General features: G+C 60.4%; 25 protein-coding genes and 1 pseudogene. 14 read left to right on the plus strand and 12 right to left on the minus strand.

The window, feature by feature from the left end; genetic code table 11:
- Positions 1-60: 60 nt before the first annotated feature.
- Complete coding sequence (locus FHL16_RS22335) at positions 61-867, minus strand: sulfite exporter TauE/SafE family protein (RefSeq protein ID WP_077749301.1); 807 nt, start codon at positions 865-867, stop codon at positions 61-63.
- A 161-nt stretch (positions 868-1028) separates the two neighbouring features.
- Between FHL16_RS22335 and FHL16_RS22340 the strand changes: the two genes are divergently transcribed.
- Complete coding sequence (locus tag FHL16_RS22340) at positions 1029-1892, plus strand: MBL fold metallo-hydrolase (RefSeq protein WP_077749302.1); 864 nt, start codon at positions 1029-1031, stop codon at positions 1890-1892.
- Positions 1893-1984: 92 nt separating this feature from the next.
- Here FHL16_RS22340 and bkdR read toward each other — a convergent pair whose 3' ends face one another.
- The gene (gene bkdR / locus FHL16_RS22345; RefSeq protein ID WP_025111414.1) at positions 1985-2473 is read right to left on the minus strand and encodes a Bkd operon transcriptional regulator BkdR; all 489 of its coding nucleotides are present in this window, start codon (positions 2471-2473) and stop codon (positions 1985-1987) included.
- A gap of 185 nt (positions 2474-2658) precedes the next feature.
- Between bkdR and FHL16_RS22350 the strand changes: the two genes are divergently transcribed.
- The 5 genes from FHL16_RS22350 (at position 2659) to FHL16_RS22370 (ending at position 8880) form a co-directional block, all read left to right on the plus strand.
- The gene (locus tag FHL16_RS22350) at positions 2659-3894 is read left to right on the plus strand and encodes a 3-methyl-2-oxobutanoate dehydrogenase (2-methylpropanoyl-transferring) subunit alpha (protein ID WP_010455169.1); all 1236 of its coding nucleotides are present in this window, start codon (positions 2659-2661) and stop codon (positions 3892-3894) included.
- Between the two features lies 1 nt (position 3895).
- Positions 3896-4954 carry an alpha-ketoacid dehydrogenase subunit beta gene (locus tag FHL16_RS22355; protein WP_010455171.1) on the plus strand — a complete coding sequence of 353 codons (1059 nt, stop codon included), beginning with the start codon at positions 3896-3898 and terminating at the stop codon, positions 4952-4954.
- Positions 4955-6232, plus strand: a complete 1278-nt coding sequence (locus tag FHL16_RS22360) for a dihydrolipoamide acetyltransferase family protein (protein ID WP_077749303.1) — start codon at positions 4955-4957, stop codon at positions 6230-6232. It begins immediately after the preceding gene.
- Between the two features lie 3 nt (positions 6233-6235).
- The gene (lpdA, locus tag FHL16_RS22365; protein ID WP_077749304.1) at positions 6236-7618 is read left to right on the plus strand and encodes a dihydrolipoyl dehydrogenase; all 1383 of its coding nucleotides are present in this window, start codon (positions 6236-6238) and stop codon (positions 7616-7618) included.
- A 242-nt stretch (positions 7619-7860) separates the two neighbouring features.
- A complete protein-coding gene (locus FHL16_RS22370; protein ID WP_010455177.1) occupies positions 7861-8880 on the plus strand; it encodes a branched-chain amino acid aminotransferase in 1020 nt (339 codons plus the stop codon).
- Between the two features lie 56 nt (positions 8881-8936).
- On the opposite strand, the gene FHL16_RS22375 is transcribed toward FHL16_RS22370, so the two are convergent.
- The 3 genes from FHL16_RS22375 to FHL16_RS22385 form a co-directional block, all read right to left on the minus strand.
- On the minus strand, positions 8937-9770 hold the full coding sequence (locus FHL16_RS22375) for a TIGR03915 family putative DNA repair protein (RefSeq protein ID WP_077749305.1): 834 nt from the start codon (positions 9768-9770) through the stop codon (positions 8937-8939).
- Positions 9767-10987 (minus strand): putative DNA modification/repair radical SAM protein, encoded by a 1221-nt coding sequence (locus FHL16_RS22380; RefSeq protein ID WP_077749306.1) that lies wholly within the window; start codon positions 10985-10987, stop codon positions 9767-9769. Before FHL16_RS22380 ends, FHL16_RS22375 begins: the two co-directional genes overlap by 4 nt.
- Positions 10988-11067: 80 nt before the next feature.
- Positions 11068-11823: an ArsR/SmtB family transcription factor gene (locus tag FHL16_RS22385; RefSeq protein WP_077749307.1), complete on the minus strand. Its 756-nt coding sequence runs from the start codon at positions 11821-11823 to the stop codon at positions 11068-11070.
- Between the two features lie 82 nt (positions 11824-11905).
- Here FHL16_RS22385 and FHL16_RS22390 point away from each other — a divergent pair, with 82 nt between their 5' ends.
- Both FHL16_RS22390 and FHL16_RS22395 read left to right on the plus strand, forming a co-directional pair.
- Positions 11906-13030, plus strand: coding sequence for a cytochrome P450 (locus FHL16_RS22390; RefSeq protein ID WP_077749308.1), 1125 nt, complete (start codon positions 11906-11908; stop codon positions 13028-13030).
- Between the two features lie 208 nt (positions 13031-13238).
- A complete protein-coding gene (locus FHL16_RS22395) occupies positions 13239-13982 on the plus strand; it encodes an SDR family NAD(P)-dependent oxidoreductase (RefSeq protein ID WP_077749309.1) in 744 nt (247 codons plus the stop codon).
- Between the two features lie 33 nt (positions 13983-14015).
- Here the strand turns inward: FHL16_RS22395 and FHL16_RS22400 are convergent, their stop codons facing one another.
- Positions 14016-14897 (minus strand): LysR family transcriptional regulator, encoded by an 882-nt coding sequence (locus FHL16_RS22400; RefSeq protein ID WP_077749310.1) that lies wholly within the window; start codon positions 14895-14897, stop codon positions 14016-14018.
- A gap of 116 nt (positions 14898-15013) precedes the next feature.
- Between FHL16_RS22400 and FHL16_RS22405 the strand changes: the two are divergent.
- Positions 15014-16045, plus strand: a pseudogene (locus FHL16_RS22405) (D-cysteine desulfhydrase family protein).
- Positions 16046-16196: 151 nt separating this feature from the next.
- A complete protein-coding gene (locus FHL16_RS22410; protein WP_306092901.1) occupies positions 16197-16544 on the plus strand; it encodes a pyocin S6 family toxin immunity protein in 348 nt (115 codons plus the stop codon).
- Positions 16545-16616: 72 nt separating this feature from the next.
- Here the strand turns inward: FHL16_RS22410 and FHL16_RS22415 are convergent, their stop codons facing one another.
- On the minus strand, positions 16617-16955 hold the full coding sequence (locus tag FHL16_RS22415; RefSeq protein WP_077749311.1) for an FKBP-type peptidyl-prolyl cis-trans isomerase: 339 nt from the start codon (positions 16953-16955) through the stop codon (positions 16617-16619).
- Positions 16956-17120: 165 nt separating this feature from the next.
- On the opposite strand from FHL16_RS22415, the gene FHL16_RS22420 reads away from it, so the two are divergent.
- A complete protein-coding gene (locus tag FHL16_RS22420) occupies positions 17121-18194 on the plus strand; it encodes a sensor domain-containing diguanylate cyclase (protein ID WP_010455194.1) in 1074 nt (357 codons plus the stop codon).
- A gap of 9 nt (positions 18195-18203) precedes the next feature.
- On the opposite strand, the gene FHL16_RS22425 is transcribed toward FHL16_RS22420, so the two are convergent.
- Positions 18204-18512 carry an RcnB family protein gene (locus tag FHL16_RS22425; RefSeq protein WP_077749312.1) on the minus strand — a complete coding sequence of 103 codons (309 nt, stop codon included), beginning with the start codon at positions 18510-18512 and terminating at the stop codon, positions 18204-18206.
- A gap of 205 nt (positions 18513-18717) precedes the next feature.
- Between FHL16_RS22425 and tcuC the strand changes: the two genes are divergently transcribed.
- Together tcuC and FHL16_RS22435 are read left to right on the plus strand one after the other, a co-directional pair.
- A complete protein-coding gene (gene tcuC, locus FHL16_RS22430; RefSeq protein WP_010455198.1) occupies positions 18718-20010 on the plus strand; it encodes an MFS transporter in 1293 nt (430 codons plus the stop codon).
- Positions 20011-20035: 25 nt separating this feature from the next.
- Complete coding sequence (locus FHL16_RS22435; protein WP_077749313.1) at positions 20036-20812, plus strand: substrate-binding domain-containing protein; 777 nt, start codon at positions 20036-20038, stop codon at positions 20810-20812.
- Here the strand turns inward: FHL16_RS22435 and FHL16_RS22440 are convergent.
- Positions 20802-21716 (minus strand): LysR family transcriptional regulator, encoded by a 915-nt coding sequence (locus FHL16_RS22440; RefSeq protein WP_077749314.1) that lies wholly within the window; start codon positions 21714-21716, stop codon positions 20802-20804. The genes FHL16_RS22435 and FHL16_RS22440 overlap by 11 nt on opposite strands.
- A 157-nt stretch (positions 21717-21873) precedes the next feature.
- On the opposite strand from FHL16_RS22440, the gene FHL16_RS22445 reads away from it, so the two are divergent.
- A complete protein-coding gene (locus tag FHL16_RS22445) occupies positions 21874-23685 on the plus strand; it encodes a monovalent cation:proton antiporter-2 (CPA2) family protein (RefSeq protein WP_077749315.1) in 1812 nt (603 codons plus the stop codon).
- A 109-nt stretch (positions 23686-23794) separates the two neighbouring features.
- Here FHL16_RS22445 and hcnC read toward each other — a convergent pair whose 3' ends face one another.
- From hcnC to hcnA, 3 genes are read right to left on the minus strand one after another with little or no spacing between them, the layout of a single operon-like run.
- Positions 23795-25045: a cyanide-forming glycine dehydrogenase subunit HcnC gene (hcnC, locus tag FHL16_RS22450; protein ID WP_077749316.1), complete on the minus strand. Its 1251-nt coding sequence runs from the start codon at positions 25043-25045 to the stop codon at positions 23795-23797.
- A complete protein-coding gene (hcnB, locus tag FHL16_RS22455) occupies positions 25038-26447 on the minus strand; it encodes a cyanide-forming glycine dehydrogenase subunit HcnB (protein WP_077749317.1) in 1410 nt (469 codons plus the stop codon). Before hcnB ends, hcnC begins: the two co-directional genes overlap by 8 nt.
- A complete protein-coding gene (hcnA, locus tag FHL16_RS22460; RefSeq protein ID WP_010455211.1) occupies positions 26444-26758 on the minus strand; it encodes a cyanide-forming glycine dehydrogenase subunit HcnA in 315 nt (104 codons plus the stop codon). Before hcnA ends, hcnB begins: the two co-directional genes overlap by 4 nt.
- Positions 26759-26970 lie beyond the last annotated feature (212 nt).

Consider the following 26970-nt stretch of genomic DNA (forward strand, 5'->3'; position numbering starts at 1 on the left):
CGACAAATTCGGTGTAAGACCGGGCTCAGGCACGGCCCGGAACTTTAGGTGTAAGACCGGCTAGGTCGCCGCTCTGAACAGCATGTAGGCCGCGACCACGACACACACGCTGGCAAAACCGATTTGCAGGGCCCGAGCCGGGACGCGCGCGCTCAGTTGTCGGCCGACGATCATGCCGACTACGCTGGCGACAATGAACGTTGCGCCCAGGGCATCAATCCTGACCCCGGCATGAAATGCCCCGATCACACCGATGGCGGAAATCAGGCTGATCACCATCAAGGAGGTGGCGACGATGCCGCGCATCTGCACATCGGTCAGTTGCTTGAAGGCCGGGACAATCAAGAAGCCGCCACCGACCCCGAGCAACCCGGAAACAACGCCGGTCACCGCGCCCAATGCCGCGAGGGTCGCGGTGCATTTGGCGGTCCAGGAAAAACGCCCGGTCTGCTGATCAAGCATGCAGTTCTTCTGACCCCAGTTGGCGTGGCCGTGGTCGCTCGGTCCTTCTTCTTGGCGCTCGCGACGCAACATCCGCCAGGCCACCATGACCATCAGCAGACTGAACAGGATCATCAGGATTTTTTCCGGCAACTGATGGGCGAAGTAGATGCCGACCGGCGAAAAAATCGCCCCCAGCAGTGCGATCAGCAACGCCGCGCGATAGCGCACCAGGCCATGGCGCAAACCATCAATGGCCCCGACCGCTGCCGCGCTGCCCACCGCAAACAACGCCACCGGCGCAGCCTGGGTCATGGTCAATCCCAGCCCCAGCACCAAGGCCGGCACTGCAAGAATGCCGCCCCCTGCCCCGGTCAATCCCAGGACGAGGCCCATCACCACGCCAAAAAAACCTGCCAACAGCATAAAACGCTCGTAATCCGTGGGAAAAAGCCGGGAACGCCCGGTATCGATGTCTGACAGGATAGAGCGCGTGCGAATTTTTTCCTTCAGCATTTAACGCGGGGCTGGTCAGCGCAGGGAAAATGACACTACCCTCTTGGCTCGTCCTGAAAGAAACGGCCACCATGCCTGCCTTGATTGAAGCTTTTTTAGACCCTGCCTCCTCGACCTACAGCTACGTGATTCATGAAGGTGCTGGCAGTCAATGCGCCATCGTCGACCCGGTCCTCGACTACGACCCCGCCGCCGGTCGCACCGCCACCACCCAGGCGGACAAAATCATCGCCTTCGTTCGCAAGCATCAGTTGCAAGTGCAATGGCTGCTGGAAACCCACGCCCATGCCGATCACCTGTCCGCCGCACCGTATCTGCGTCGCGAGCTGGGCGGCAAAATCGCCATCGGCCAGTCGATCAGCAAGGTCCAGGGCGTGTTCAAGGCCCTGTTCAACCTTGAGCCGACATTTCGCAGTGACGGTTCGCAATTCGACCACCTGTTCGCCCCGGACGAATCATTCATGATCGGCCACCTCAAGGCCACGGCCCTGCATGTGCCCGGCCACACCCCGGCGGACATGGCCTATTTGATCGACGGTGACGTGATTCTGGTAGGCGATACCTTGTTCATGCCAGACGTGGGCACGGCCCGTTGCGACTTCCCCGGCGGCAATGCCCACCAGATGTTCGCCTCGATCCAAAAACTGCTGGCCTTCCCCGCCAGTGTCCGGCTCTACGTCTGCCACGACTACCCACCCGAAGGCCGCGAATCCCGCTGCATGACCACGGTCGGCGAGCAACGCAAAAGCAATATCCACGTCCATGACGGCATCGACGAAGCGGCGTTCGTCGCCATGCGCACCCAGCGTGATGCCGGGCTGGGCATGCCAACGCTGTTGCTGCCGGCGATTCAGGTGAATGTGCGGGCGGGGAATCTGCCGCCGGCGGAGGACAATGGCGTGACCTACCTGAAAATCCCCCTGAATAAACTCTGAAGCGATCGTTCCCACGCTCTGCGTCACATCCAGAAGCGGAACGCGGAGCCGTCCCTGGCGGCATTCCCACGCAGAGCGTGGGAATGATCACTCTAGGCCCCCAAGGTCAGGCCGTTGGCGGGCAACGGCAGTGCGGTTTTATAGCGCACTTGCTTGAGCGCAAAGCTTGAACGGATGTTGGCCACTCCAGGCACTTTGGTCAGGAAGTCCATCATGAAGCGTTCCAGCGACTGAATGGTCGGCACCAGCACCCGGATCAGATAGTCCGGGTCCCCCGCCATCAAATAGCATTCCATTACTTCCGGGCGATCCGAAATCGCTTCCTCGAAATGCTGCAACGCCTCTTCCACCTGTTTCTCCAGGCTGACATGAATAAACACGTTCACGTGCAGACCCAGCAAGTCGGCGTCCAGCAGCGTCACTTGCTCGCGAATCAGCCCTAATTCTTCCATCGCCTTGACCCGGTTGAAGCACGGCGTTGGCGACAGGTTCACCGAGCGTGCGAGGTCGGCGTTGGTGATACGGGCGTTCTCCTGAAGGCTGTTCAAAATGCCGATATCGGTACGGTCCAGTTTGCGCATGAGACAAAACCACCTGTTTTTTATGTTTATGCAGGTTTTTTATCCTCAAATGATCTCCCGCGCAACGAAACAGAGATAAATATTCTTCTGCGCCGGGCCTATGATTGTTGTAGGACAAGATTTCTTTTATCGAAGAATGACGGTCAGCTCACTACAAGAAATTCACAAGATCGAGCGTAGAAGCCATGAACCAAGCGTATGAACCGCTGCATCTGCACGTTCCCGAACCATCGGGCCGTCCTGGCTGCAAAACCGACTTCTCCTACCTGCGTCTGACCGACGCCGGCACGGTGCGCAAACCCCCAATCGACGTTGAACCCGCCGACACCGCCGACCTGGCCAAAGGCCTGATTCGCGTGCTCGACGACCAGGGCAATGCCCTCGGTCCATGGGCTGAAGGCGTACCGGTCGAGATCCTGCGAAAAGGCATGCGCGCCATGCTTAAGACGCGGATCTACGACAACCGCATGGTGGTCGCCCAGCGTCAGAAAAAAATGTCGTTCTACATGCAGAGCCTTGGCGAAGAAGCCATCGGCAGCGGCCAAGCCTTGGCGCTGAACGTCGATGACATGTGCTTCCCGACCTACCGCCAGCAAAGCATCCTGATGGCACGCGATGTACCGCTGGTAGACCTGATCTGCCAACTGCTGTCCAACGAGCGCGATCCGCTCAAGGGCCGTCAGTTGCCGATCATGTATTCGGTCAAGGACTATGGCTTCTTCACCATTTCCGGCAACCTCGCCACCCAATTCGTACAAGGTGTGGGCTGGGGCATGGCCTCGGCGATCAAGGGCGACACCAAAATCGCCTCGGCGTGGATTGGCGATGGCGCCACCGCTGAATCCGACTTCCACACCGCCCTCACCTTTGCCCACGTTTACCGTGCGCCAGTGATCCTCAACGTGGTCAACAACCAGTGGGCGATCTCGACGTTCCAGGCGATTGCCGGTGGTGAAGCCACTACGTTCGCCGGTCGTGGCGTGGGTTGCGGCATTGCCTCCCTGCGGGTCGACGGCAACGATTTCGTCGCGGTCTACGCCGCCTCTGCCTGGGCCGCCGAACGCGCTCGCCGCAACCTCGGCCCCACGATGATCGAATGGGTCACCTACCGCGCCGGCCCTCACTCCACTTCCGATGATCCGTCCAAATACCGTCCTGCCGACGACTGGAGCTACTTCCCGTTGGGCGACCCGATTGCGCGCCTCAAGCAGCACCTGATCAAGATCGGCCACTGGTCCGAAGAGGAACACGTTGCCGTCAGCGCCGAACTGGAAGCCGAAGTGATTGCCGCCCAGAAAGAAGCCGAGCAGTACGGCACCCTGGCCGGTGGCCAGATTCCAAGCGCCGCGACCATGTTCGAAGACGTCTATAAAGAGATGCCGGAGCACTTGAAGCGCCAGCGTCAAGAGTTGGGGATCTGACATGAACGATCACAACAATAATATCGAGTTGGAAACCGCCATGACCACGACCACCATGACCATGATCCAGGCCCTGCGCTCGGCCATGGATGTGATGCTTGAGCGTGACGACAACGTCGTGGTGTTCGGCCAGGACGTCGGTTACTTCGGCGGTGTGTTCCGCTGCACCGAAGGCCTGCAGACCAAGTACGGCACCTCCCGGGTGTTCGATGCGCCGATCTCAGAAAGCGGCATTGTCGGCGTTGCCGTGGGCATGGGTGCCTACGGTCTGCGCCCGGTCGCCGAGATCCAGTTCGCCGACTACGTGTACCCGGCGTCGGACCAGATCATTTCCGAAGCCGCGCGCCTGCGCTATCGCTCGGCCGGCGAGTTCACCGCACCGATGACCCTGCGCATGCCTTGCGGCGGCGGCATCTACGGTGGCCAGACCCACAGCCAAAGTATTGAGGCAATGTTTACTCAGGTCTGCGGCTTGCGCACGGTCATGCCGTCCAACCCTTACGACGCCAAAGGCCTGCTGATCGCCTCCATCGAAAACGATGACCCGGTGATCTTCCTCGAGCCAAAACGCCTGTACAACGGCCCCTTCGACGGCCACCACGACCGCCCGGTAACCCCGTGGTCGAAACACCCGGCCGCCCAGGTCCCGGACGGTTACTACACCGTGCCGCTGGACGTGGCCGCCATCGCCCGTCCCGGCAAGGACGTGACCATCCTGACCTACGGCACCACCGTTTACGTGTCGCAAGTCGCCGCAGAAGAAACCGGGATCGACGCTGAAGTCATCGACCTGCGCAGCCTGTGGCCTCTGGACCTGGACGCCATCGTCAAATCGGTGAAGAAAACCGGCCGCTGCGTGATCGTTCACGAAGCGACCCGCACGTGCGGCTTCGGCGCCGAACTGGTCGCCCTGGTGCAAGAGCATTGCTTCCATCACCTGGAAGCGCCGATCGAACGCGTCACCGGTTGGGACACTCCCTACCCGCACGCGCAAGAGTGGGCGTATTTCCCTGGTCCGTCCCGAGTGGGCGCGGCGTTGAAACGGGTCATGGAGGTCTGAATGGGCACGCACGTTATTAAAATGCCGGACATTGGCGAAGGCATTGCAGAAGTTGAATTGTCGGTATGGCACGTCAAGGTTGGCGACATGGTCGTCGAAGATCAGGTGCTCGCCGATGTCATGACGGACAAGGCGATGGTCGACATCCCGTCTCCGGTGCACGGCAAGGTGATTGCGCTGGGCGGACAGCCAGGCGAAGTCATGGCGGTGGGCAGCATCCTGATCAGCATTGAAGTCGAAGGCGCGGGCAACGTTAAAGAGCCGGCTCAGCCGGCAGCCCCTGCGGTGAAAGAAGCGCCGGTTGCGACGCCGAAAGTTGAGCCCGTGGTTGCAAGCAAACCGGTCGCTGCAGCAGCGCCCCGAGCCGCCGTTTGCCAAGGCCCGATGGTCGCTCGCGAAGCCGACGAACGCCCGCTGGCCTCCCCCGCCGTGCGCAAACATGCGCTGGACCTCGGCATCCAGTTGCGTCTGGTCCGTGGCACCGGCCCTGCCGGTCGCGTGTTGCACGAAGACCTCGACGCCTATCTGGCCCAGGGTCAGCAGCCGCAATCGACCGTGGCCGCCGCTTACGCCCAGCGTAATGACGAAGAACAAATCCAGGTCATCGGCATGCGCCGCAAGATCGCCCAGCGCATGCAGGATGCCACTCAGCGTGCCGCGCACTTCAGTTATGTCGAAGAAATCGACGTCACCGCCGTTGAAGAACTGCGCGCGCACCTGAACGAAAAACACGGGGCGACCCGAGGCAAGCTGACATTGCTGCCGTTCCTGGTCCGTGCCCTGGTTGTCGCCCTGCGCGACTTCCCGCAGATCAATGCCCGTTACGACGACGAAGCCCAGGTCATCACCCGCCTCGGCGCCGTCCACGTGGGCATCGCCACGCAAGCCGACATCGGCTTGATGGTGCCGGTGGTGCGTCACGCCGAAGCCCGCAGCCTGTGGGACAACGCAGCCGAAATCGCCCGTTTGGCCACGGCCGCACGGAATGGCAAGGCCAGCCGCGATGAACTGTCCGGCTCGAGCATCACCCTGACCAGCCTCGGCGCGCTGGGCGGCATCGTCAGCACGCCGGTGCTGAACCTGCCGGAAGTGGCGATCGTCGGCGTCAACAAGATCGTCGAACGCCCGATGGTGGTCAAAGGCCAGATCGTGATTCGCAAGATGATGAACCTCTCCAGCTCCTTCGATCACCGCGTGGTCGATGGCATGGACGCGGCGCAATTCATCCAGGCCATCCGTGGTTTGCTCGAACAACCCGCCACCCTGTTTGTGGAGTAAGAGATGCAGACTTTGAACACCACTCTGCTGATCATCGGCGGCGGCCCTGGCGGTTATGTGACGGCGATCCGTGCCGGCCAGTTGGGCATCTCGACCATTCTGGTGGAAGGCGAATCGTTGGGCGGTACGTGCCTGAACATCGGCTGCATTCCGTCGAAGGCGTTGATTCATGTCGCTGAACAGTTCCACCAGACGCAACACCACAGCCAGCACTCTGCGCTGGGCATCAGCGTCTCCGCGCCAACTCTCGACATCGGCAAAAGCGTCGAGTGGAAGGACGGCATCGTTGATCGCCTGACCACCGGCGTCGCGGCGCTGTTGAAAAAGAACAAAGTCCAGGTCATTCAAGGCTGGGCGAAAGTGATAGATGGCAAAACCGTGGAAGTAGGCGATACGCGAATCCAGTGCGAGCACCTGGTGCTGGCCACGGGCTCAAAAAGCGTGAACCTGCCGATGTTGCCGATTGGCGGACCGATCATCTCCTCCACCGAAGCCCTGGCCCCGACGTCCGTGCCGAAACGCCTGGTCGTGGTCGGTGGCGGTTACATCGGTCTGGAGCTCGGAATTGCCTATCGCAAACTCGGCGCTGACGTGAGCGTGGTCGAGGCGCAGGAGCGCATTCTGCCGGCCTACGATGCCGAACTGACCCAGCCGGTACACGACGAACTGAAAAAGCTCGGTGTAAAGCTTTACTTGAAGCATAGCGTCCAAGGCTTTGATTCTTCTAGTAATACACTGCAAGTTTTGCAACCGGGTGGCGACACCCTGAACCTGGAAACGGATCAGGTGCTGGTAGCCGTCGGTCGCAAGCCGAACACCCAGGGCTGGAACCTTGAAGCGCTGAATCTGGACATGAATGGCTCGGCGATCAAGATCGACCACCGCTGCCAGACCAGTATGCGCAACGTGTACGCCATCGGCGACCTGAGCGGCGAACCGATGCTCGCGCACCGGGCCATGGCTCAGGGCGAGATGGTGGCCGAACTGATCAGCGGCAAATCCCGCGAGTTCAACCCGACCGCCATCGCTGCCGTGTGCTTCACCGACCCGGAACTGGTGGTGGTCGGCAAGACCCCGGACGACGTCAAGGCTGCCGGCCTGGACTGCATCGTTTCCAGTTTCCCGTTCGCGGCCAATGGCCGGGCGATGACGCTGGAATCGAAAAGCGGCTTCGTGCGCGTCGTGGCACGCCGTGACAATCATGTGATTGTTGGCTGGCAAGCGGTGGGTGTGGGCGTTTCGGAGTTGTCGACGGCGTTTGGCCAGAGCCTGGAAATGGGCGCTCGGCTGGAAGACATTGCCGGCACGATTCATGCGCATCCGACGCTGGGCGAGGCGGTGCAAGAAGCCGCGTTGCGCGCTTTGGGGCATGCACTGCACCTGTGATTCAGAACATGGATGGCGGCATAGATGACCCCATCGCCAGCAGGCCAGCTCCCACATTTGCAATGCCTTCTCCCGTGGGAGCCAGCCTGCCAGCGATTTCTTGAGGTCAACTCGATTTATCTGTCTGTCATCCGATAGTCCGGGCTGCGAAACAGGCCCGTAATGAAGTATTGTTGTCCCCATCCAGAAAAACGTCAGAAGCCTTGAACCGTTTCGGCGGTTGTTAAGTGATAGAGGGTGTCATGGGTAACGAAAGCATCAATTGGGACAAGTTGGGTTTTGACTACATCAAGACAGACAAGCGCTATCTGTCGCACTGGCGTAATGGCGAGTGGGACACAGGCACCCTGACCGAAGACAACGTGCTGCACATCAGCGAAGGCTCCACTGCCCTTCACTATGGCCAGCAATGCTTCGAGGGCCTGAAGGCTTATCGTTGCAAGGACGGTTCGATCAACCTGTTCCGCCCGGATCAGAACGCCGCCCGCATGCAACGCAGCTGCGCCCGTCTGCTGATGCCGCAGGTGTCCACCGAGCAGTTCGTCGAAGCGTGCAAGGAAGTGGTCCGCGCCAACGAGCGTTTCATCCCGCCTTACGGCACCGGCGGCGCGCTGTACCTGCGTCCGTTCGTAATCGGCGTGGGTGACAACATCGGCGTGCGTACCGCCCCCGAGTTCATCTTCTCGATTTTCTGCATTCCGGTCGGCGCTTACTTCAAAGGTGGCCTGACCCCGCACAACTTCCTGATCTCCAGCTACGACCGCGCCGCTCCACAAGGCACCGGTGCAGCCAAGGTCGGTGGCAACTACGCGGCCAGCCTGATGCCAGGTTCCCAGGCCAAGAAAGCCCACTTCGCCGACTGCATCTACCTGGACCCGATGACCCACACCAAAATCGAAGAAGTCGGCTCGGCCAACTTCTTCGGGATCACCCACGACAACAAGTTCGTCACGCCGAACTCGCCGTCGGTCCTGCCAGGCATCACCCGCCTGTCGTTGATCGAGCTGGCCAAATCGCGTCTGGGCCTGGAAGTGGTTGAAGGTGACGTGTTCATCGACAAGCTGTCCGACTTCAAGGAAGCCGGCGCTTGCGGTACCGCTGCGGTGATCACACCGATCGGCGGCATCAGCTACAACGACCATCTGCATGTGTTCCACAGCGAAACCGAAGTCGGCCCGGTCACCCAGAAGCTCTACAAAGAGCTGACCGGTGTTCAAACCGGTGACGTCGAAGCGCCAGCGGGCTGGATCGTCAAGGTTTGATCTGACGCCAGCGGCATCGAAGCCCTCCATCGCTTTGGCGATGGGGGGCTTTTTTATCAGCGCTGCCCGGCTTCTCCCCGCGCAATACGTTTACCTCCCCTGCCCTTGATTCCACTCGCCTGGCCGTCCTGTTGCTTACCCGTGCGTGCCTGGGTGATCAGTCCCGGAATCAGCGCTCCTTCCGGCAGGTTTTTCCAGAACCGGGCCGGCAAATGCCCTTGCATGACTTTCGGATTCAGGCGCGCCGGATTGAAGATGTGGCTGTAGTAGGTCAGCCACATGTCGCTGTGCGGGTCGTCGACGTTTTGCGCCAGCTGCTGCCATTCAATTGGGCACTGGCGTTGGTGGATCAACTGCTCACCGTCGTAGTAGACCCCGTCCCTGGGCGTTGCAATCAACCAGCGATGCCGGCCCATGCGCCCGATAAAATGTTCACTGGCGCTGTGCAGGATGTCGTGGGCCGGTTCATGCCAGGCAACGTATTGCGGGCCCTCACCTTCAGGCATTGCGACGAATCGTACGAATGCATGTAAGTGATGAGATTCACGCTGTACCTGTTTGATTCTTCTATGAAATTCACTGCCTAATTTGTCTCCGGCCAGCATGGCGGTGCGGTCTCCATGACTGACCCGCCACAGCACTTCGTACAACAGACTCCAGCGCTGATCCCCCCGATAACGAGCGGCGCGCTCCAGGGTGTCCAACAGCGTTCGCGGTATTCGTGCGTGAAACGGCCCCTGGGTTTGAGGTGGCGCATCGTCGCTGGCGAACAGATCGCAGATGCCTTCACTGGCCCAACTCACCCGGCTCGGGTCCACCTCATGGCTGAGCAGCCAGCGCGCCTGCTGGCGCCACGTGTCGAACAGGTCATCGCAATCGAGGCTGATCATCCCCATAACCCCATTTGTTGCGGCTGCGGCCGGTCGCGCAATTGCTGATACAGCAAATGGCTGGTGACCTCGGCCTGCTGCGGGTGGTAATCGCTGGTGATGAAGAACGGTTTGGCCTTGGCCAGCACGCAACGCATCCGGGTCAGGTCTTCGTAGCGGATGCGGCGCTGACGGCGCAATTCCACCAGACGCTCGGTGGTGCGAAGGCCAATACCGGGAATGCGTGCGATCAACGATGCCTCGGCGCGATTGAGGTCCAGTGGGAAGATCTCGCGGTTCTCCAATGCCCACGCCAGTTTCGGATCGATGTCGAGCGCCAGGTGCCCGGGCCCCTTGAACAGTTCGCCAGCGGTAAAGCCGTAGCTGCGCAACAGGAAGTCCGCCTGATACAAACGGTGCTCGCGCATCAATGGCGGCGCGGCCAGCGGCACGCTTTTCGGGCTGTTGGGGATCGGGCTGAACGCCGAGTAATAGACCCTTCGCAAACTGAAGTTGCCGTACAACGCCTGGGCGCTATGGAGAATGGTGCTGTCATCGGTGTCATCAGCACCGACGATCATCTGCGTGCTCTGCCCGGCCGGGGCAAATTTCGGTGCGCGGGGTTCGTTGAGTACGGTCTGGACACCGGTGTAGATGGTTTGCATCGCTTGCTTGATCGAGCCCAGCTGTTTCTCCGGGGCCAGGGTTTGCAGGCTGGCGTCGGTAGGCAGTTCAATGTTCACGCTCAAGCGATCGGCATAGCGCCCCGCTTCCTCGATCAGCGCCGGATCGGCTTCGGGAATGGTCTTGAGGTGGATGTAGCCCCGGAACTCGTGGTCTTCGCGCAGCAGTTTGGCCACGCGGATCAGTTGCTCCATGGTGTAGTCCGCCGAGCGAATGATCCCGGAACTGAGAAACAACCCACTGACGCAGTTGCGCCGGTAGAAATCCATGGTCAGCGTCACCACTTCTTCCGGCGTGAAGCGTGCGCGTGGCACGTCGCTGGAACGTCGATTGACGCAATACTGGCAGTCATAGAGACAGAAGTTGGTCAGCAGAACCTTCAGCAACGACACGCAGCGGCCGTCCGGCGTGTAGCTGTGGCAAATGCCCATGCCGTCGGTCGAGCCCAGGCCGCTCTTGCCCTCGGAACTACGCTTGGGCGCGCCACTGCTGGCGCAAGACGCGTCGTACTTGGCGGCGTCGGCGAGAATGCTGAGCTTGTCGATGAGTTCCATGGGGCACGCCTATTACTGTGTGGATATACAGTATAGGGTCGACCTTCAAGGCACAAGTCATCAGCGAACCCTTGGTCGGGTCAGACCACATCACGCGCAGGTTGCGGTGGGCGTTGTTCGCGGATGGGTTGCACGGTTGGCTGCGCCAGCGTCAGGTCGAACTGTGCACCCAATTCCTTGCGCCCCAGCGCCGTCAACGCCAGCGCCCTGCTGTCCAGATCCTGCGTCACCCATTTGCGCTTGATCGCGATTTGCAGCAACGCCGCCCCCAGCGAACCTCCCAAATGTGGCCGACGCATGCTCCAGTCCAGGCATGGGCACGCGAAGCGGCGACGCAAGGTGTTCAGGTCATTGACTTCAATGCCCAACCTTTCCATCAACGCCTCGCCGCTGTCGCTCAGGCGATAAGCCTGCTCGTCAGTTTCCAGCAACCAGCCTTTTTCCAGCATTCGGTCGTGCAGCAGCACCGCCAGCGTCCCGGCCATGTGGTCATAGCAGGTGCGGGCGAATTGCAGGCGATCCGGTGTACGCGAGTTGAAGGTCGGCGCAGTGTTCTGGCCGATCACCATCAGCGCTTCCAGGGCCTGGGCCACGCGCTGGTCGGCGAGGCTGTAATAACGATGGCGACCCTGCACGTGCAAACGCAGCAGCGCCAGCTCCTTGAGCTTGGCCAGGTGAGCGCTGGCGGTGGAAGCGCTGACATCGGCAATCGCCGCCAGCTCAGTGCTGGTGCGGGCGTAGCCGTCCATCAGCGAACAGAGGATTTTCGTCCGGGCCGGTTCCGCGATGGCCGCGGCCACTTGAGAGACGCCGATGTCGTGTTGTTCAACGTTCATATTTCGCTCCCGGACGAATCAAGGCCGTTTCGAACTGGAGATAGTAGCAACACTTCTCCCACCACGAACAAGGCTGCGACCCATGGACCCGATCATCGCTGCGACTCATACCGATCCCTATCCCTATTACGCCCGGCTGCGCGCCGAGGGTGGGCTGGTGTTTCACCAAGGACTGAAATTGTGGGTGGCGAGCAGCGCCCAGGCCGTTGCGGCTGTGCTGGCGCACCGGGATTGCCATGTCCGACCGGCCGCTGAGCCGATACCCAAAGGGATTGCCGACGGCATGGCCGGCAAGGTATTCGGGCAATTGATGCGGATGAATGAGGGCGAGCGCCAGCGTTGCCCGAGGTCGGCGATTGAGCCGGGTTTGGCGCTGATTGATGTGGACGAGGTCAACGCACTGGTGAGCGCGCGGTTGATCACGCCGGATGCCGACGGGTTGTATAACGCCATGTTCCGAGGGCCGGTTTGTGTGGTGGCGGCGCTGTTGGGGTTTTCACCGGCTCAGGGCCGGGCGATCAGTGAGCTGACGGCGGATTTCGTGGCGTGTCTGTCGCCGCTCAGTGATCCGCTGCAATTGGAGACTGCCCACGCTGCCGCTGAGAAATTAAGGGGGCATTTCGTTGAATTGCTGGATGATTCGGGCAATAAAAGCTCACTGCTCAGCGGGATTCGGACGCGTTGCGCGGGTGATCCTGAAATGTTGATTGCCAATCTGATCGGGCTGTTTTCCCAGACGTATGAAGCCACCGCCGGACTGATTGGCAACGCAATGTTGGCGTTGATTAAAAACCTGTCGCTGCTACGCGACTCGACACCCGTTGACGACTTGATCGCCGAAGTTCAGCGCTTCGACCCTTCGGTGCAGAACACCCGCCGGTTTGTCGCCGCACCGTGCGAAATCGAGGGTGTAAGTCTCAATGCCAGCGATGTGATTCTGGTGCTGCTGGCTTCGGCCAATCGAGACCCCCAACTCAATGAGAGTCCCGACGCATTTATTCTGGATCGCCCGCAGCGGCGCAGTTTTACGTTTGGTGCGGGGCGGCATCAATGTCCGGGGCAACTGCTGGCGTTGGGGATTGCCAGTGCCACGTTGAGCGAAATTCTGCTGCATCCCCCTGCACTGGATCGATTGGCCTGGAAGTACCGGCCTTCGCTGAACGGGCGTATTCCAGTCTTTAGCGAGTATTCCCCGTCGCCGCAATGAAGGTCATCGCCACCAAGTGTCATTTTGACTACCGCGCAGTCGTTACGACTACTTTTCAATGGAGTCAAAGTAACAACATAGCCCCCACAACCCGCGTCCTGCCTGACATCCCGGACTGGCCCGTTTTTTGATCACACATTTACGCTTTCGATCAACCAACGATCGCCCCGTAAAAGACAGGCTGGATTATCAGGAAGAGGATTACTGCATGCTCAACGAATTTCACAATCGCTTGGCCGTCGTTACTGGCGCGAGTTCCGGCATCGGCCTGGCTGTTACCGAACAGCTATTGGAGCAAGGCGCTCGCGTATTGGCGATGTCACGCCAGATAGGTGGCCTGGGCGAATTGGCGGAACGCTACAAGGATCAACTCGCCTGGGTGGCCGGAGATATCACCCGCCAAGAGGACCTCGCCCGGCTGGGCACCCGCGCCGAAGCCTTGGGGCCAGTGGATTTCGTGGTGCCCAATGCCGGCATTGCGCAACTGGCCGATGGCCTGGATGTAGCCGCCTTCGACCGACAGTGGGCGGTCAACGGCGCCGGTGCGCTGAACACCTTGGCCTGCCTGCGCAGCCACCTTGCGGCGACCGCGTCGGTGGTGTTCATCGGCACGTTCCTGGCCAACGTGACCTTTCCTGGTCTGGCCGCCTACATCGCCTCGAAAGCAGCGCTGATGGCGCACGTCCGGACCCTGGCCGTAGAATTGGCGCCTCACGGCATCCGTATCAACACCGTATCGCCAGGCCCTACGGCTACCCCGATCTGGTCGACGCTAGGCTTGAAGCCTGCGGAACTGGGCGATGTCGCCAACTCGGTGAACCAGCGGCTGCTCGACGGAGAGTTTCTAAAACCGGGTGCCGTGGCAGACGTCATCCTGTTCCAATTGAGCCGTGGCGCACGTAGCGTGTACGGCCAGGATTGGGTGGTCGACAGCGGGTACACTCTGCGCTAGGCCCGCATTTGTCTGCGCTTCAGGACGCCACGATCACGCCAGTCGATCCGCGACAAACTCGACAAAGGCGTGCAACTTTGGCAACGATTTCCTGGAGCGCGGATACACCATCTGCACCGGTTTGGGCGGCGGTACGTAGGCGTCCATGATCCTCACCAGCTCACCTTTGGCCAACGCCGCCGACACCAGAAAGTCGGGCTGCATCAAAATCCCCTCCCCAGCCACGGCCGCCTGCAACAACACCTGACCGTCATTGCTCTTCAACACGGCGCTTTCGGGCCAGGGCACTTCGCTGGCGCCGTTTCTCAGCGGCCAGGCAAACCGGTTGTTCCAGGACGTATGAGTGAGGATTCGGTGCCGGTGCAGGTCCTCGGGGGACTGCGGTTCCTGCCATCTTTCCAGATACCGGGGCGAAGCGCAGATCACCATGCGATACGGCGGCAACGGCGTGGCCAGCAGGTTGACGCCAATCAGCTCGGAAATCCTGAACGCCAGATCGAATGACGTCTCGTACAGATCGATCACTTCATTGCTCAAAATCAGCTCGACCTGGATCTGCGGATAACGCTGCATGAATTCGGACACCAGCGGCCCGACCAGGGAAACGCCGAGACTCATCGGCGCGGTGATGCGCAACAGGCCGCTGGGTTCCGGGCTGGACGCTTCCACCCGACTGAACGCGTAGTTCACTTGCTCCAGCGCCAGTTTGGCTTCTTCGTAAAACAGCCGCCCCTCGCCCGTGATGGATTGCCGACGCGTGGTGCGTTTAATCAGCTGGGTATTGAGGGTTTTCTCCAGCCCCTGGATATGCCGCCCGACCATGACCGCCGACATCCCGACTTCACTGGCCGCATCGGCGAAGCTGCCCGCCTCGACCACGGCGACGAAGACTTCCATTTGCCTGAGTTTGCTCATGTCCCTGCCTTGCATTCAATACATCAGGTTAAAGGAGTAATAACCGGCGATGCGTTTATCACCCGGGACTTTGTCCCTAGAGTCACTGCAATAAAGTGCATAACGAGGCGCCATTGATGCAAACCTTACTGGACATGTCACTGAGTTCTTTTGCGCGGGCAGACCTGTTGCAAGGCCCGACGCCGATTCAGCGCGCCGAACGCCTGGAACAGCTGCTGAGTTTGAAGGCACAAGGCATCGGCCTGTTCCTCAAGCGCGATGATCACATGTTGATCGGCGGTGGCGGCAACAAACTGCGCAAACTCGAATTCCACCTCGGCGCGGCGCTGGCGGCCGGGGTCGACACGGTCATCACCATCGGCGGTCTCCAGTCCAACCATGCACGGCTAACGGCCGCCGTGTGCGCCCGCCTGGGCATTGCCTGCGAATTGATCCTGACCCGCTAGGTGCCCAAAGCCGAAGTGGACTACGAGCTCAACGGCAACGTCCTGCTCGATCAGTTGTTCGGCGCCGACATACGGGTGCTTGCCGGCGGCAGCGACTCACTCGCCGAGGCCGAGAAACGCGCCGCCCACCTTCGGGAAGCCGGGCGCACAGTGTTGGTGATACCAACGGGTGGCTCAACGCCGCTGGGCAGCCTCGGTTACGCACGCTGCGCTGCGGAGATCGCGCAGCAGGAAACGCAACTCGGCCTCACCTTCAACCAGGTGGTCGTGCCCAATGGCAGCGCCGGCACCCACGCCGGACTCGCTGCAGGGTTCCAGTTGCTGGGTCGGGGTACGTCGATGGTCAAATCGTATTCGGTCTTGTCTGATCGGGACACGTCAGCGGACAGAACCGTGCGACTGACTCAGGACGCACTGACGTTATTGGGCAGCAGCGCCGTCGTTGAGGCGTCAGAGATTGTGATTGATGGCAGTCAACTGGGCGACGGTTACGGTCTGCCGACCCCCGCCATGCTCGACGCGGTGCGCCTGATGGCTCGCGCGGAAGGTCTGTTGATTGACCCCGTGTATTCCGGGAAAGCGTTTGCCGGGCTGTTGGGTGATATCAGGCAGGGACGTTTCCAGCGCGGTGACAATCTGCTGTTTGTGATGACCGGGGGAACGCCGGGGTTGTATGCGTATCGGGAGACGTTTCAGGTCTGATCCGAAAGGTTAACGGGAATCTGTGGTGAGGGTGCCTCTTCCCTCACCAAATTTGGAAAAAACGACCGAACATTCAGAAAAAACTTACATCCATTTAATGCCCATTGCTATAGCGTCCGCATCGTTTACAAAAGTTGAAACAAGGATGCTCATGGCTAGCAAGACAGACACACCTGCGGTTCAAAACCCACCGTCACGCGACGGGCACCCGGCTTGCAACAACCGCCAGGATCACTCGGGAATAGATCAGCAGGCCCACTACGTTTTCTGGATCAGTGGATTTTCAAAAGGTGATGATGAGGGTGACTTCTTAAGGTACGAACTGACCGTTCTACCTGAATTTGAAGCTGCAATATTGAATGTACTTGGCTGGAACAATCTTGATGAAAGCGCCTATGGGGATTGTTTACTGACTGCCGAGCAAATTATAAAAATCGCCATCGCCATTGATGTGCAGCTACCGACTGACCTGGACCTCTTCATAGGCGTGCGGGAATAGTGGGGAAAGCTGTTTGATTGCAGCGAGGGGCTTGCCTCCTCGCAGCACCAGCCATTTCAGCCCACGCGCCAATCAATCATCCCGCGTCAGCACTTCCAGCAATTCAATCTCGAAAATCAAATTCGAATTCGGCGTGATCGCGCCCATCGTCCGCTCGCCGTAGGCCAAATGCGCCGGCACCCACAATTTGCGCTTACCGCCCACCTGCATGCCCATAATTCCCTGATCCCAACCCTTGATCACCCTCCCTGTGCCAATCACACACTGAAAAGGTTTGCCACGACTGTAGGACGAATCGAATTCGGTGCCGTCTTCCAGCCAGCCGCGGTATTGGGTGGTGATCAGTGCGCCTTTGACGGCGGCTTTGCCGCCGCCCACTTCAAGATCGATTATCTGCAATTCATCATTCATCACGTTCACTCTATTGTTCTCACACCCGACAGGCCCCAATGGGCGCCGTTTTCCCAGAAATGTGCGCCATTGGCAACCCATTCGGAACGGTTTTCGGCATTAACCTCAACTAAGATAAGCAACACCAAGACACTCGGATCAATACGACACGATGGCAACCCCTGAATGAATGACGTCTGGACCAGCGCAGCCATCGGCTCAGTGATGCTTGCCCTGATCATTGCGCTGATCTGCCGCGAGCGCTCGCTGCAAAAGCAATTGGCCGAGCAACGCGCGCTGATCGCCAGCCTGTCCGAAGGCCTGCACATTCGCCAGGACGGCGACGCCGAGCGTTTCAAGCGCAGCCAATACTTCGCCCGCATCGGCACCTGGGACTGGGATGTCGACACCGACAAGCTCTACTGGTCGGACGCGATCTACGGGATGTTCGGTTTCAAGATCGGCGAAGTCACACCCTCCTACGCACTGTTCTGCGCCTGCGTACACCCGGACGACCGGGCCAACGTTCGGGCCGGGGAGTTGCGATGCCTGGAAACCGGTGAAAACCATGACGAGGAATACCGCGTGGTCTGGCCCGACGGCAGCATTCGCTGGCTGCGGGAAACCGGCAACGTGGTCAAGAACGACCATGACGCAACCATCAAGATGATGGGTGTGGTGCGCGACATCACCGAGGAAAAAGCCTCGGCCAGTTACCTGCAACACCTGGCCCATTACGACCCGTTGACCGGCCTGCCCAATCGCCTGGTGCTTGAAGAACGTCTGTGCGAAGCGCTCGAACAGGCACGGGTCAGCGCCACCCGGGTGGCATTAGTGTTTGTCGATCTCAACGGGTTCAAGGCGATCAACGACCACTACGGTCATGCGGCCGGCGACCGGGTCCTGATCACGACCGCTACGCGATTGAAGAAAATCCTGCGCTCGACCGACACCGTTGCCCGGATCGGCGGCGATGAATTCGTGGTCATTCTGCAAGGGTTGCCCCAAGGCGTCAGCCTGCAAGACGAGGCTCGCACCATCTGCCAGAAAATCTTCGTCGAACTGTCACCGCCCATCACCATCGGCAACGACCAACGCCACATCGGCACCAGCCTCGGGGTCGCGGTATTCCCGGACCATGCGCCGAGCATGGACCGGTTGATTCATATAGCGGACCTGGCGATGTATGAGGCGAAACGCAGCGGGAATAATCAGTATCGATTGGGCACTGAAAGCCCGGTGCGCGCTCACAGCGAGTAGCCGTTCGACCTAACGCTCAACCGGCGTAATGTCCACAATCGTGCCGTTGGTGATCATCACCATCATGTACTTGTCATTGATCTGCACCCACTGAGCCTGTTCCTTGGGTGCTTTCAGGCCTTTCGCCTTCCAGTTGCGCAGCGCTTTATCTGTGTGTTGATACATGTCCGGGGCGCGGTCGCCGACCACCAGTTCGCGGGTGTTATTGACGCCGGGCTGGACGGTTTTTGCGGCGGGTTCATCCGCCTGAACGAGGGGGCTGATGCCGGCAACGCCAGCAGCGATAGCCAGGGCGGCGATGAGGGATTTGCTGTTCATGGGTGATCCTTGGTTGATGGCATACCCAACTCCGACTGTGTCCGCGGTGAATCATTCCGTTCGCACACATTGATCCGCTTCACGCATTAATGCATGCCAACAATGCACTTATCATATCGATCACCCTGCTCCACCATTCGCCTCAATAAGAACCGTGCACTGCGCCCAGGCAATGCACGTCATAAAAGCGGTGGAGTACAGGTCAATGACAACAGCAATCCCTTCCGGGCGCTCTCGCGCCGGAGCAATTTTCCGGGTCACTTCCGGCAACTTCCTAGAGCAGTTCGACTTCTTCCTTTTTGGCTTTTACGCCACGCAGATCGCCGCTGTCTTCTTTCCAGCCAGTAGCGAATTCGCCTCGCTGATGATGACCTTCGCGGTGTTTGGCGCAGGCTTCCTCATGCGTCCGTTGGGCGCGGTGGTGCTGGGTGCCTACATCGACGATGTGGGTCGGCGAAAAGGGTTGATTGTGACGCTGTCGATCATGGCCAGCGGCACGATATTGATTGTGTTGGTGCCCGGTTACGAAACCATCGGGCTGTTCGCACCGGCCATCGTCCTGATCGGCCGATTGCTGCAAGGCTTCTCGGCCGGTGCGGAAATGGGCGGGGTCTCGGTGTACCTCTCGGAGATCGCCACGCCCGGCAACAAAGGCTTTTTCACCAGTTGGCAGTCGGCCAGTCAGCAAGTGGCAATTATTGTCGCGGCGGCCTTGGGGTATGGACTGAATCAATGGATGGCGCCGGCCATGATTGCCGACTGGGGCTGGCGGATACCGTTTTTCGTTGGCTGCCTGATCGTGCCGTTCATTTTCTTCCTGCGGCGCAACCTGGAAGAAACCGAAGAATTCACCGCGCGCAAACACCGTCCGAGCATGGGCGATGTATTCCGCACACTGGCGCAGAACTGGGTGATCGTCTTCGCCGGAATGATGATGGTCGCGCTGACCACGACCGCCTTTTACCTGATCACCGTGTACGCACCGACGTTCGGCAAAACCGTGCTGCACCTGAGCACGTCCGATGCGCTGCTGGTGACCTTGCTGGTGGGGGTGTCGAACTTCTTCTGGCTGCCCCTGGGCGGGGCCTTGTCCGATCGTATCGGACGACGTCCGGTGTTGATCGCCATGGCGTTGCTGACCCTTGCCACCGCGTATCCGGCGCTGACCTTCCTGGTCAACGCGCCGAGCTTCATGCACATGCTGCTGGTGTTGCTGTGGCTGTCGTTCATTTACGGCTTGTACAACGGCGCGATGATCGCCGCGCTGACGGAAATCATGCCGGTCGAGGTGCGGGTCGCCGGTTTCTCCCTGGCCTACAGCCTGGCCACGGCGGTATTCGGTGGATTCACCCCGGCGATGTCGACCTTCCTGATTCAGTACACCGGCGACAAAGCCGCGCCCGGCTACTGGATGAGTTTCGCCGCGCTCTGCGCCTTGTGCGCGACGCTGTATCTCTACCGCCGCTCGACCGGTCGCCTGCAACCGGCGATGTCTTGAACCCGTCCTTTTCGAGAAGATGCCCATGAAGAAGCTATTTAACCTTGCAGCCCTGGCCTTGGCGGCCAGCCTTGGCCTGAATGCTGTCGCCCAGGCCGAAGAGATTCGCGTGATGACCTCCGGTGGCTTTACCGCTGCCTACAAAATCCTCGGCCCCAAGTTCGCCGCATCCACCGGCAACACGCTCGACACCGCCCTGGGGCCATCGATGGGCAAGGCACCGGAAGCGATCCCCAATCGCCTCGCTCGAGGTGAAAAGGCCGACGTGGTGATCATGGTCGGCTACGCCCTCGACGACCTGATCAAACAAGGCAAAGTGGACCCTGCTTCACGGGTGGAACTGGCGGATTCGCGGATCGGCCTGGTGGTGCGCGAAGGCGCGCCGAAGCCAGACATCAGCTCGGTGGACGGCTTGAAAAAGACCCTGCTTGACGCCCGGTCGGTGGCGTACTCCGACAGCGCCAGCGGCGTATACATCGAGAATCAACTGTTCAAGCGCCTGGGCATCGAAGATCAACTGAAACCCAAATCCACAATGATCCCGAAAATCCCGGTCGGCTCGGTGGTTGCCACGGGCGACTATCAGTTGGGATTCCAGCAAGTCAGCGAATTGCTGCCCGTGCCGGGGGTCAGTTTTGTAGCGAAGCTTCCGGAATCGGTGCAGTCGGTGACACGTTTTGCCGCTGGCATTCCAGTCGGCGCGCAACACCCCGCCGAAGCCAAGGCACTGCTCGACTATATGGCCTCTGCAGCCGCCCAGTCGGACGTGAAAGCAACCGGCCTGGATTCGGTCAGCCGCTGAGAACAGGTGGCTGCACTTTCATTTCCACCACTAGCCGTTCCAGCTCCAACGCCGCCGGGGTCAGGGTTCGCCCCCGGCGTTTGATCAGACCGACACTGCGCATCACCTGCGGATCGGTCAGCGGCACTCGTGTCAGGATCGGGTGATCGGCTGCCGGCATCGCCATCGACGGCACTGCGGCCACCCCTAATCCCGCCTCCACCAGCCCAATCATCGTCGTGACATGGCGGGTCTCGCAGATACTCGGCCGCTGCGGCACGATGCCGGTCAGTGCCTGGTCCAGCAAAAAACGATTGCCGGACGTCTTGTCCAGCGAGATGTAATCCTGCTGATAAAACTCATCCCAGGTCACGCTGCTACGGCCGGCCAACGGATGATCGCGCCGACAGGCCACCACGTAACTTTCTTGCACCAGCGGCTCGAACTCGACCTCGGTCTCCAGCGCGCCCATGAAACTCAGACCGAAATCCGCCTCACCGTTGACCACTGCGCTGAGCACGTCATGTGCGCTGGAGTCGAGTACCTTGACTTTGATCCGAGGAAATTGCCGGTGGTAATGGGCAATCACGCGCGGCATGAAGTAATAAGCCGCCGAGGGTACACAGGCGACCGTGACATGGCCGAGCCGGGTTGAAGCCACTTCACTGATGCCCAGCAACGCGACGTCGAGGTCATCGAGCAATCGCTCGACACTCGGCATAAAACCACGGCCGGCCTGGGTCAGGCTGACCTTGCGGGTGGTGCGCTCGAACAAGCGCACACCGAGGGCATCTTCGAGTTTTTCAATTCGCCGGCTCAGTGCTGGCTGGGAAATGCGCACGGTATCGGCCGCCTTGCGAAAGCTGCCCTGCTCGACCACGGCACGGAAGGCTTGCAGATCGTTGAGGTCGAAATTGATCGCCATGGTGTGCACTCGAAGGACAGACAGATTGATCAGCTTATCCTATGAATGTAACCAATTGATGCAAGTTGTAACAGCATGACTCCCGCTCTTTGCTGACGTGTGAAGTCCCAACCTTTATCCTGTCGCCCCCGCCGTACCGAGTAGCTGGAGTTTTGTCATGCCCCATGAAGGCAACCTTTTACAAGCCGCCGTTGTGTTCCTGTTCGCCGCGGTGCTCACCGTGCCCTTGGCCAAACGCCTGCAATTGGGGGCTGTGCTGGGTTATCTGTTTGCCGGTGTCATCATCGGTCCATCTGTGCTGGGATTAATCGGCAATCCACAAAGCGTCAGTCACATCTCCGAACTCGGCGTGGTGCTGCTGCTGTTCATCATCGGCCTGGAATTGTCGCCGCGTCGCTTGTGGGTGATGCGTAAATCGGTGTTTGGCGTGGGCCTGGCGCAGGTGTTGCTGACCGGTTCGGTGATCGGCGTGCTGGCGCTGTTTGTCTTTGGCCAGCCGTTGAACAGCGCCATCGTCCTCGGCCTGGGGTTGGCGTTGTCATCTACCGCGTTTGGCCTGCAAAGCCTGGCCGAGCGCAAGGAACTGACCAGCCCTCACGGGCGTTTGGCGTTCGCGATTCTGCTGTTCCAGGACATTGCCGCGATCCCCTTGATTGCCATGGTGCCGCTGCTGGCGGGCGGTGATCACACCACGACGGCGACCGAGGATTTGAATCACGGTTTGCGGGTGTTGGGCAGCATCGCGGTGGTGGTGATCGGCGGGCGGTATCTGCTGCGTCCGGTGTTTCGCGTGGTGGCCAAGACCGGTTTGCCCGAGGTGTCTACCGCCACCGCGTTGCTGGTGGTGATCGGCACGGCGTGGCTGATGGACCTGGTCGGCGTGTCGATGGCGCTTGGGGCGTTCCTCGCCGGGTTGCTGCTGGCGGACTCTGAATACCGTCACGAACTGGAAGCGCAGATCGAACCGTTCAAGGGCCTGTTGCTGGGCCTGTTTTTCATCAGCGTCGGCATGGGCGCCAACCTGAGCCTGCTGCTCAGCGCGCCAATCACGGTGTTGGGCCTGACCCTGTTGCTGATCGCAATCAAACTGCCGCTGCTGTTTGTGGTGGGCCGATTGGCCGGCGGGTTGGGCAGGGTCAGTGCGATTCGCCTCGGCATCGTGCTCGCTGCCGGTGGTGAATTCGCGTTTGTGGTGTTCAAGATTGGCCGCGACCAGGGGTTGTTCGAGGCGCGTCTGTACGACTTGCTGGTGCTGACGATCACCCTGTCCATGGCGGTCACGCCGCTGCTGTTGCTGCTGTGCGCACGCCTGTATTCGCCGAAGGTGCAGCCTGTGGTGGTGCCGGAGAAATTCCGCGACATCGACACCGACGCACCGCGTGTGGTGATCGCCGGCATGGGCCGGATGGGGCAGATCGTGGCGCGGATTCTGCGGGCACAAAACATCAAGTTCGTGGCGCTGGACACGTCTGTGGAAACCATCGAGCTGTCCCGCAGTTTCGGCGGCGTGCCGGTGTTCTACGGCGACCCGATGCGCCCGGAAATCCTCAGCGCGGCCAAGGTCGAGCAGGCGGAGTACTTTGTCATCGCCACCGATGACCCGGACACCAACATCAAGACCGCCGAGGTGGTGCACAAGCTCTATCCGCACATCAAGATCATCGCCCGGGCCCGTAACCGTCAGCACGTGCACCGGCTGGTGGACCTGGGCGCCGAGGCGATTCGTGAAACCTATTATTCGAGCCTGGAAATGAGTCGTCGCACCCTGGTCGGACTGGGGCTGACCCAGGCGCAGGCCGATGCGCGGATCAAGCGCTTCAAGCATCACGATGAACAGGTGCTGGAGGCTCAGCATGCGGTTTATGACGATGCCGCGAAGGTGCTGCAGACCGCCCAGGAAGCTCGGGCGGAACTGGCGCGGTTGTTTGAGGCGGATGAGATGGAGGAGCGGGAAGCGGGCAAGGCTTGAGTCATTGGGTGAGTCTTATGCCGCTTTCGCGGGCAAGCCTCGCTCCTACAAGGACACCAGACCTGTAGGAGCGAGGCTTGCCCGCGAAGAACGATAACGCGGTGTAATGTCAGGCCAACTTCTTCAGCCCAACGCGCTCCTCGGCAAACCGATCCGCCAAGAACGGTGTGATATCCAGCGGCAGCGGTTCGTTGTTAACCAGTTTATCCAGCAGCACCCCGGTAATCGCCGACGTCAGAATCCCCGTGCGGAAATGCCCACAGGCATTCAGATAACCCTCCACCCCGTTCATCGGCCCGAGAATCGGCAACTCATCCGGCGACCCCGGCCGCAGCCCCGCCCAGGTCCGCTTGAGATTCACATCCGCCAGCTCGGGAAGACAGCGCACCGCGCCCTGCACCAACCCGGCAATTTCCGGGTAGGTGGTGCTCACGTCGAAGCCTTTATCCTCCGTCGTGCTGCCAATCAGGATCTCGCCGTTGTCTTTCTGCGCCACATAACAATCGCTGGTGGTCAGGCAACCGTTGAGGATTTTCGGCAGGCGTTCGGTCAGCAGAATCTGCCCCTTCACCGGTTTCACCGGAATCCGGATACCGGTGGCCTGCTCACTCAAATCCGCCGCCCAGGCACCCGCTGCGTTGATCAGCGTGCTGCAGTGAAACACCCCGGCTTCGGCCGTCTGCACACCGCTGACGCGAGAACCCTGGTGCAAAACCCCGGTGACGTTGGTGTTGAAATACAGGTCCACGCCGTTCTGTCGCGCGCCTTCGGTGTAGGCATCGGCCAGTCGGAACGGACTGACTTGATGGTCGCAGAGAAATTCCAGCGCACCACTCGCCTCATGGCTGACACTCGGCTCGGCCGCGCGCAGCGCCGCCTGGTCGAGCCAGCGCACCTGATCGGCCAAATGGGGAATACAGGCTACGATGTGTTCGGCGTAGAGCCGGTCTTCCTCGTCGTAGATCACGAATTTCAGGCCGGTCTTTTCGAACTTGAAATCCATCCCGTGACGGTCTTTCAACTCGCGGTGCAGCGCCGGGTACATCGCGTTGGACTGCAAGGCGAAATCGAAGAACGACTGCGGCAGGATGTGCGGCGTGCTGGAATCCACCACCACCGCCGAACCCTGGGCTTCACGCTTGCGGTTGGCTGACATCATGCGAAAGAAAATTACCCCGCAGCCAAGTCCTACCGACTCGCCAATCGCCCACAAGCCGCCGGCTGACGCGCGGGTAGCGTTGCCCGGGCGCTTGCAGTCGATCAAGGCGACTTTGAGGTTTTTGCGCTTGGATAACTGATAGGCGCAGGACGCCCCGATCACACCGCCACCGGCGATGACCACGTCATAGAACTTACTCATGATTCGCGGCCTCCGTGCCGACGGAGTGGAACGCAGAAAAGGGAATCGGATCGATAGGGAAACGCGGCCGCAACCAACCCACGTCTTGCCGACCGGTGACTTCGCGCAAGCGGTCGGTGCAATAGCCGACGCACATCCGCCCCTGACAATCGCCCATGCTCACCCGGGTGCGCATTTTCAGGCTGGCCAGGTCTTGCACGCCTTGCTCCAGCGCCCGGTCGATGTCGGCGCGGGTCGCGTGTTCGCAACGGCAAATCACCGTATCGGCGGCCGGCAGCGCGGTTTGCCCGGCGCCGCGCTCGGTGTATCGGTCGACCGCCGCGCGAAAGCGCACGATGGCCTTGAGTTTCGACAAATAGCGATTGCGCCGTACCAGGGCCAGTTCCGCGTCCAGCACGTCCCGTTGCAGCAGGATCGATGTGGCCGCAATCCGTCCCGCGAGCATCGCCGCTTCGCCACCGCGAATGCCGCCCATGTCACCGGCCAGGTGCACGTGAGGCTCGCTGCTTTGCTGCCAGATATTGGCACTGGCCCGCAGATAACCGTCGTCGCTGTACCCGTGGTTCAGGCCCATCTGCTGACTGAGTTGGGTGCGCGGGATAAAACCGTAGCCAACCGCCAGGGTTTGCGCAGCAATCTGCTCGGCACGGCTCAGGTCCGGCACCCAAGTGCTGGAATATGGCGCCACGGTCACGGCATTCAGCTCTCCTTCGCCCTGCGCCGCCACCACGCCCCAGCCGTAATGCATGGGGATGCCGTGCAGCTTGAGGAACGCGAGCATGCTCAAGCCATCGAGGAACAACTGCGGCTTGTTCAGCAGTGACAGGCTTTCCCGAGCGATCTTGCCGAACGCGCTGGCCTCGTAAACACCCGCGACGGTCACACCGCACGCGTGCAGCTGACAGGCCACCAACGGCAATAAAGGGCCGGTGCCGGCAATCACCACGGGGCCTTGAGGCTTGACCACCCCGCTCTTGATCTGCAATTGCAGGCCGCCCAGCAGGATCACCCCGGGCAAGGTCCAGCCAGGAAACGGCACGCTGCGTTCATGGCAACCGGCGGCGAGCAGCAATTGCGGGTAGTCGACTTTCTGTAACTGCTCCTCGCTGTCCAGCACCACCAACGCGCGCGTGCCTTCGGCACCGATCACGCGGTGATTCAGGCGCACCTCGATCAGCGCTGCTTGCGCCTGGAACTCGCCATGCAAGGTGGCCAGCGCCTCCGAGTACCGCGGCCCCAGATAGTCCAGTTGCACGCCATCGCGCAACGGTCCGCGATAGACCACGCCGCCCAGCCGCGAAGCTTCTTCAAGCAACGTGCAACGCACGCCGTGCCGGGCCAGTTCAATGGCCGCCGCCATCCCTGCCGGCCCACCGCCGACGATCACTGGAAGCAGGCTCATACACCCTCCTGCTCAACGATGCGGTTGACTTGGGTTTCGACCCGCATGCCGTCACGCACCACGGTCTGACAGGCGCGACGTTTGTGCCGACCATTGATTTTCACCAGGCAGCATTGGCACACGCCCATGCCGCAATAGGCGCCGCTGATTTGGTCGTGATCGTTACGGGCCACCTGGCGCAGGCCAAGGGATTGAATGACCGAGAGGACGGTTTCACCGAGGGCGGCGCTGACCGGTTGGCCGTTGATATGCACAGTCATATCCGCGCGCGGTAGCGGCTGGATATCAAACATTCTGTCTAGGCGAGGCATTGCGATGTTCTTCCATGAGAGTTCAGGTGAGGTTCCACAGCTCCTTGCTGCACTACACCTTGCGGGCCAACGACTCGGTAAAAGGCTCGCACCGGTACTTCGACAGCGCAACAGGGTGCGCGTCAAAGCAATGTAGTCGAAGCCACAGAAGGGGCTTGGATCTTTTACGGTAGGAGATATTGCAGAAGAGAATATTGATCCAGGCCAGTGAA

The organism is Pseudomonas sp. FSL W5-0299, from assembly GCF_005930655.1.
In the GTDB taxonomy this organism is placed as follows: domain Bacteria; phylum Pseudomonadota; class Gammaproteobacteria; order Pseudomonadales; family Pseudomonadaceae; genus Aquipseudomonas; species Aquipseudomonas mandelii.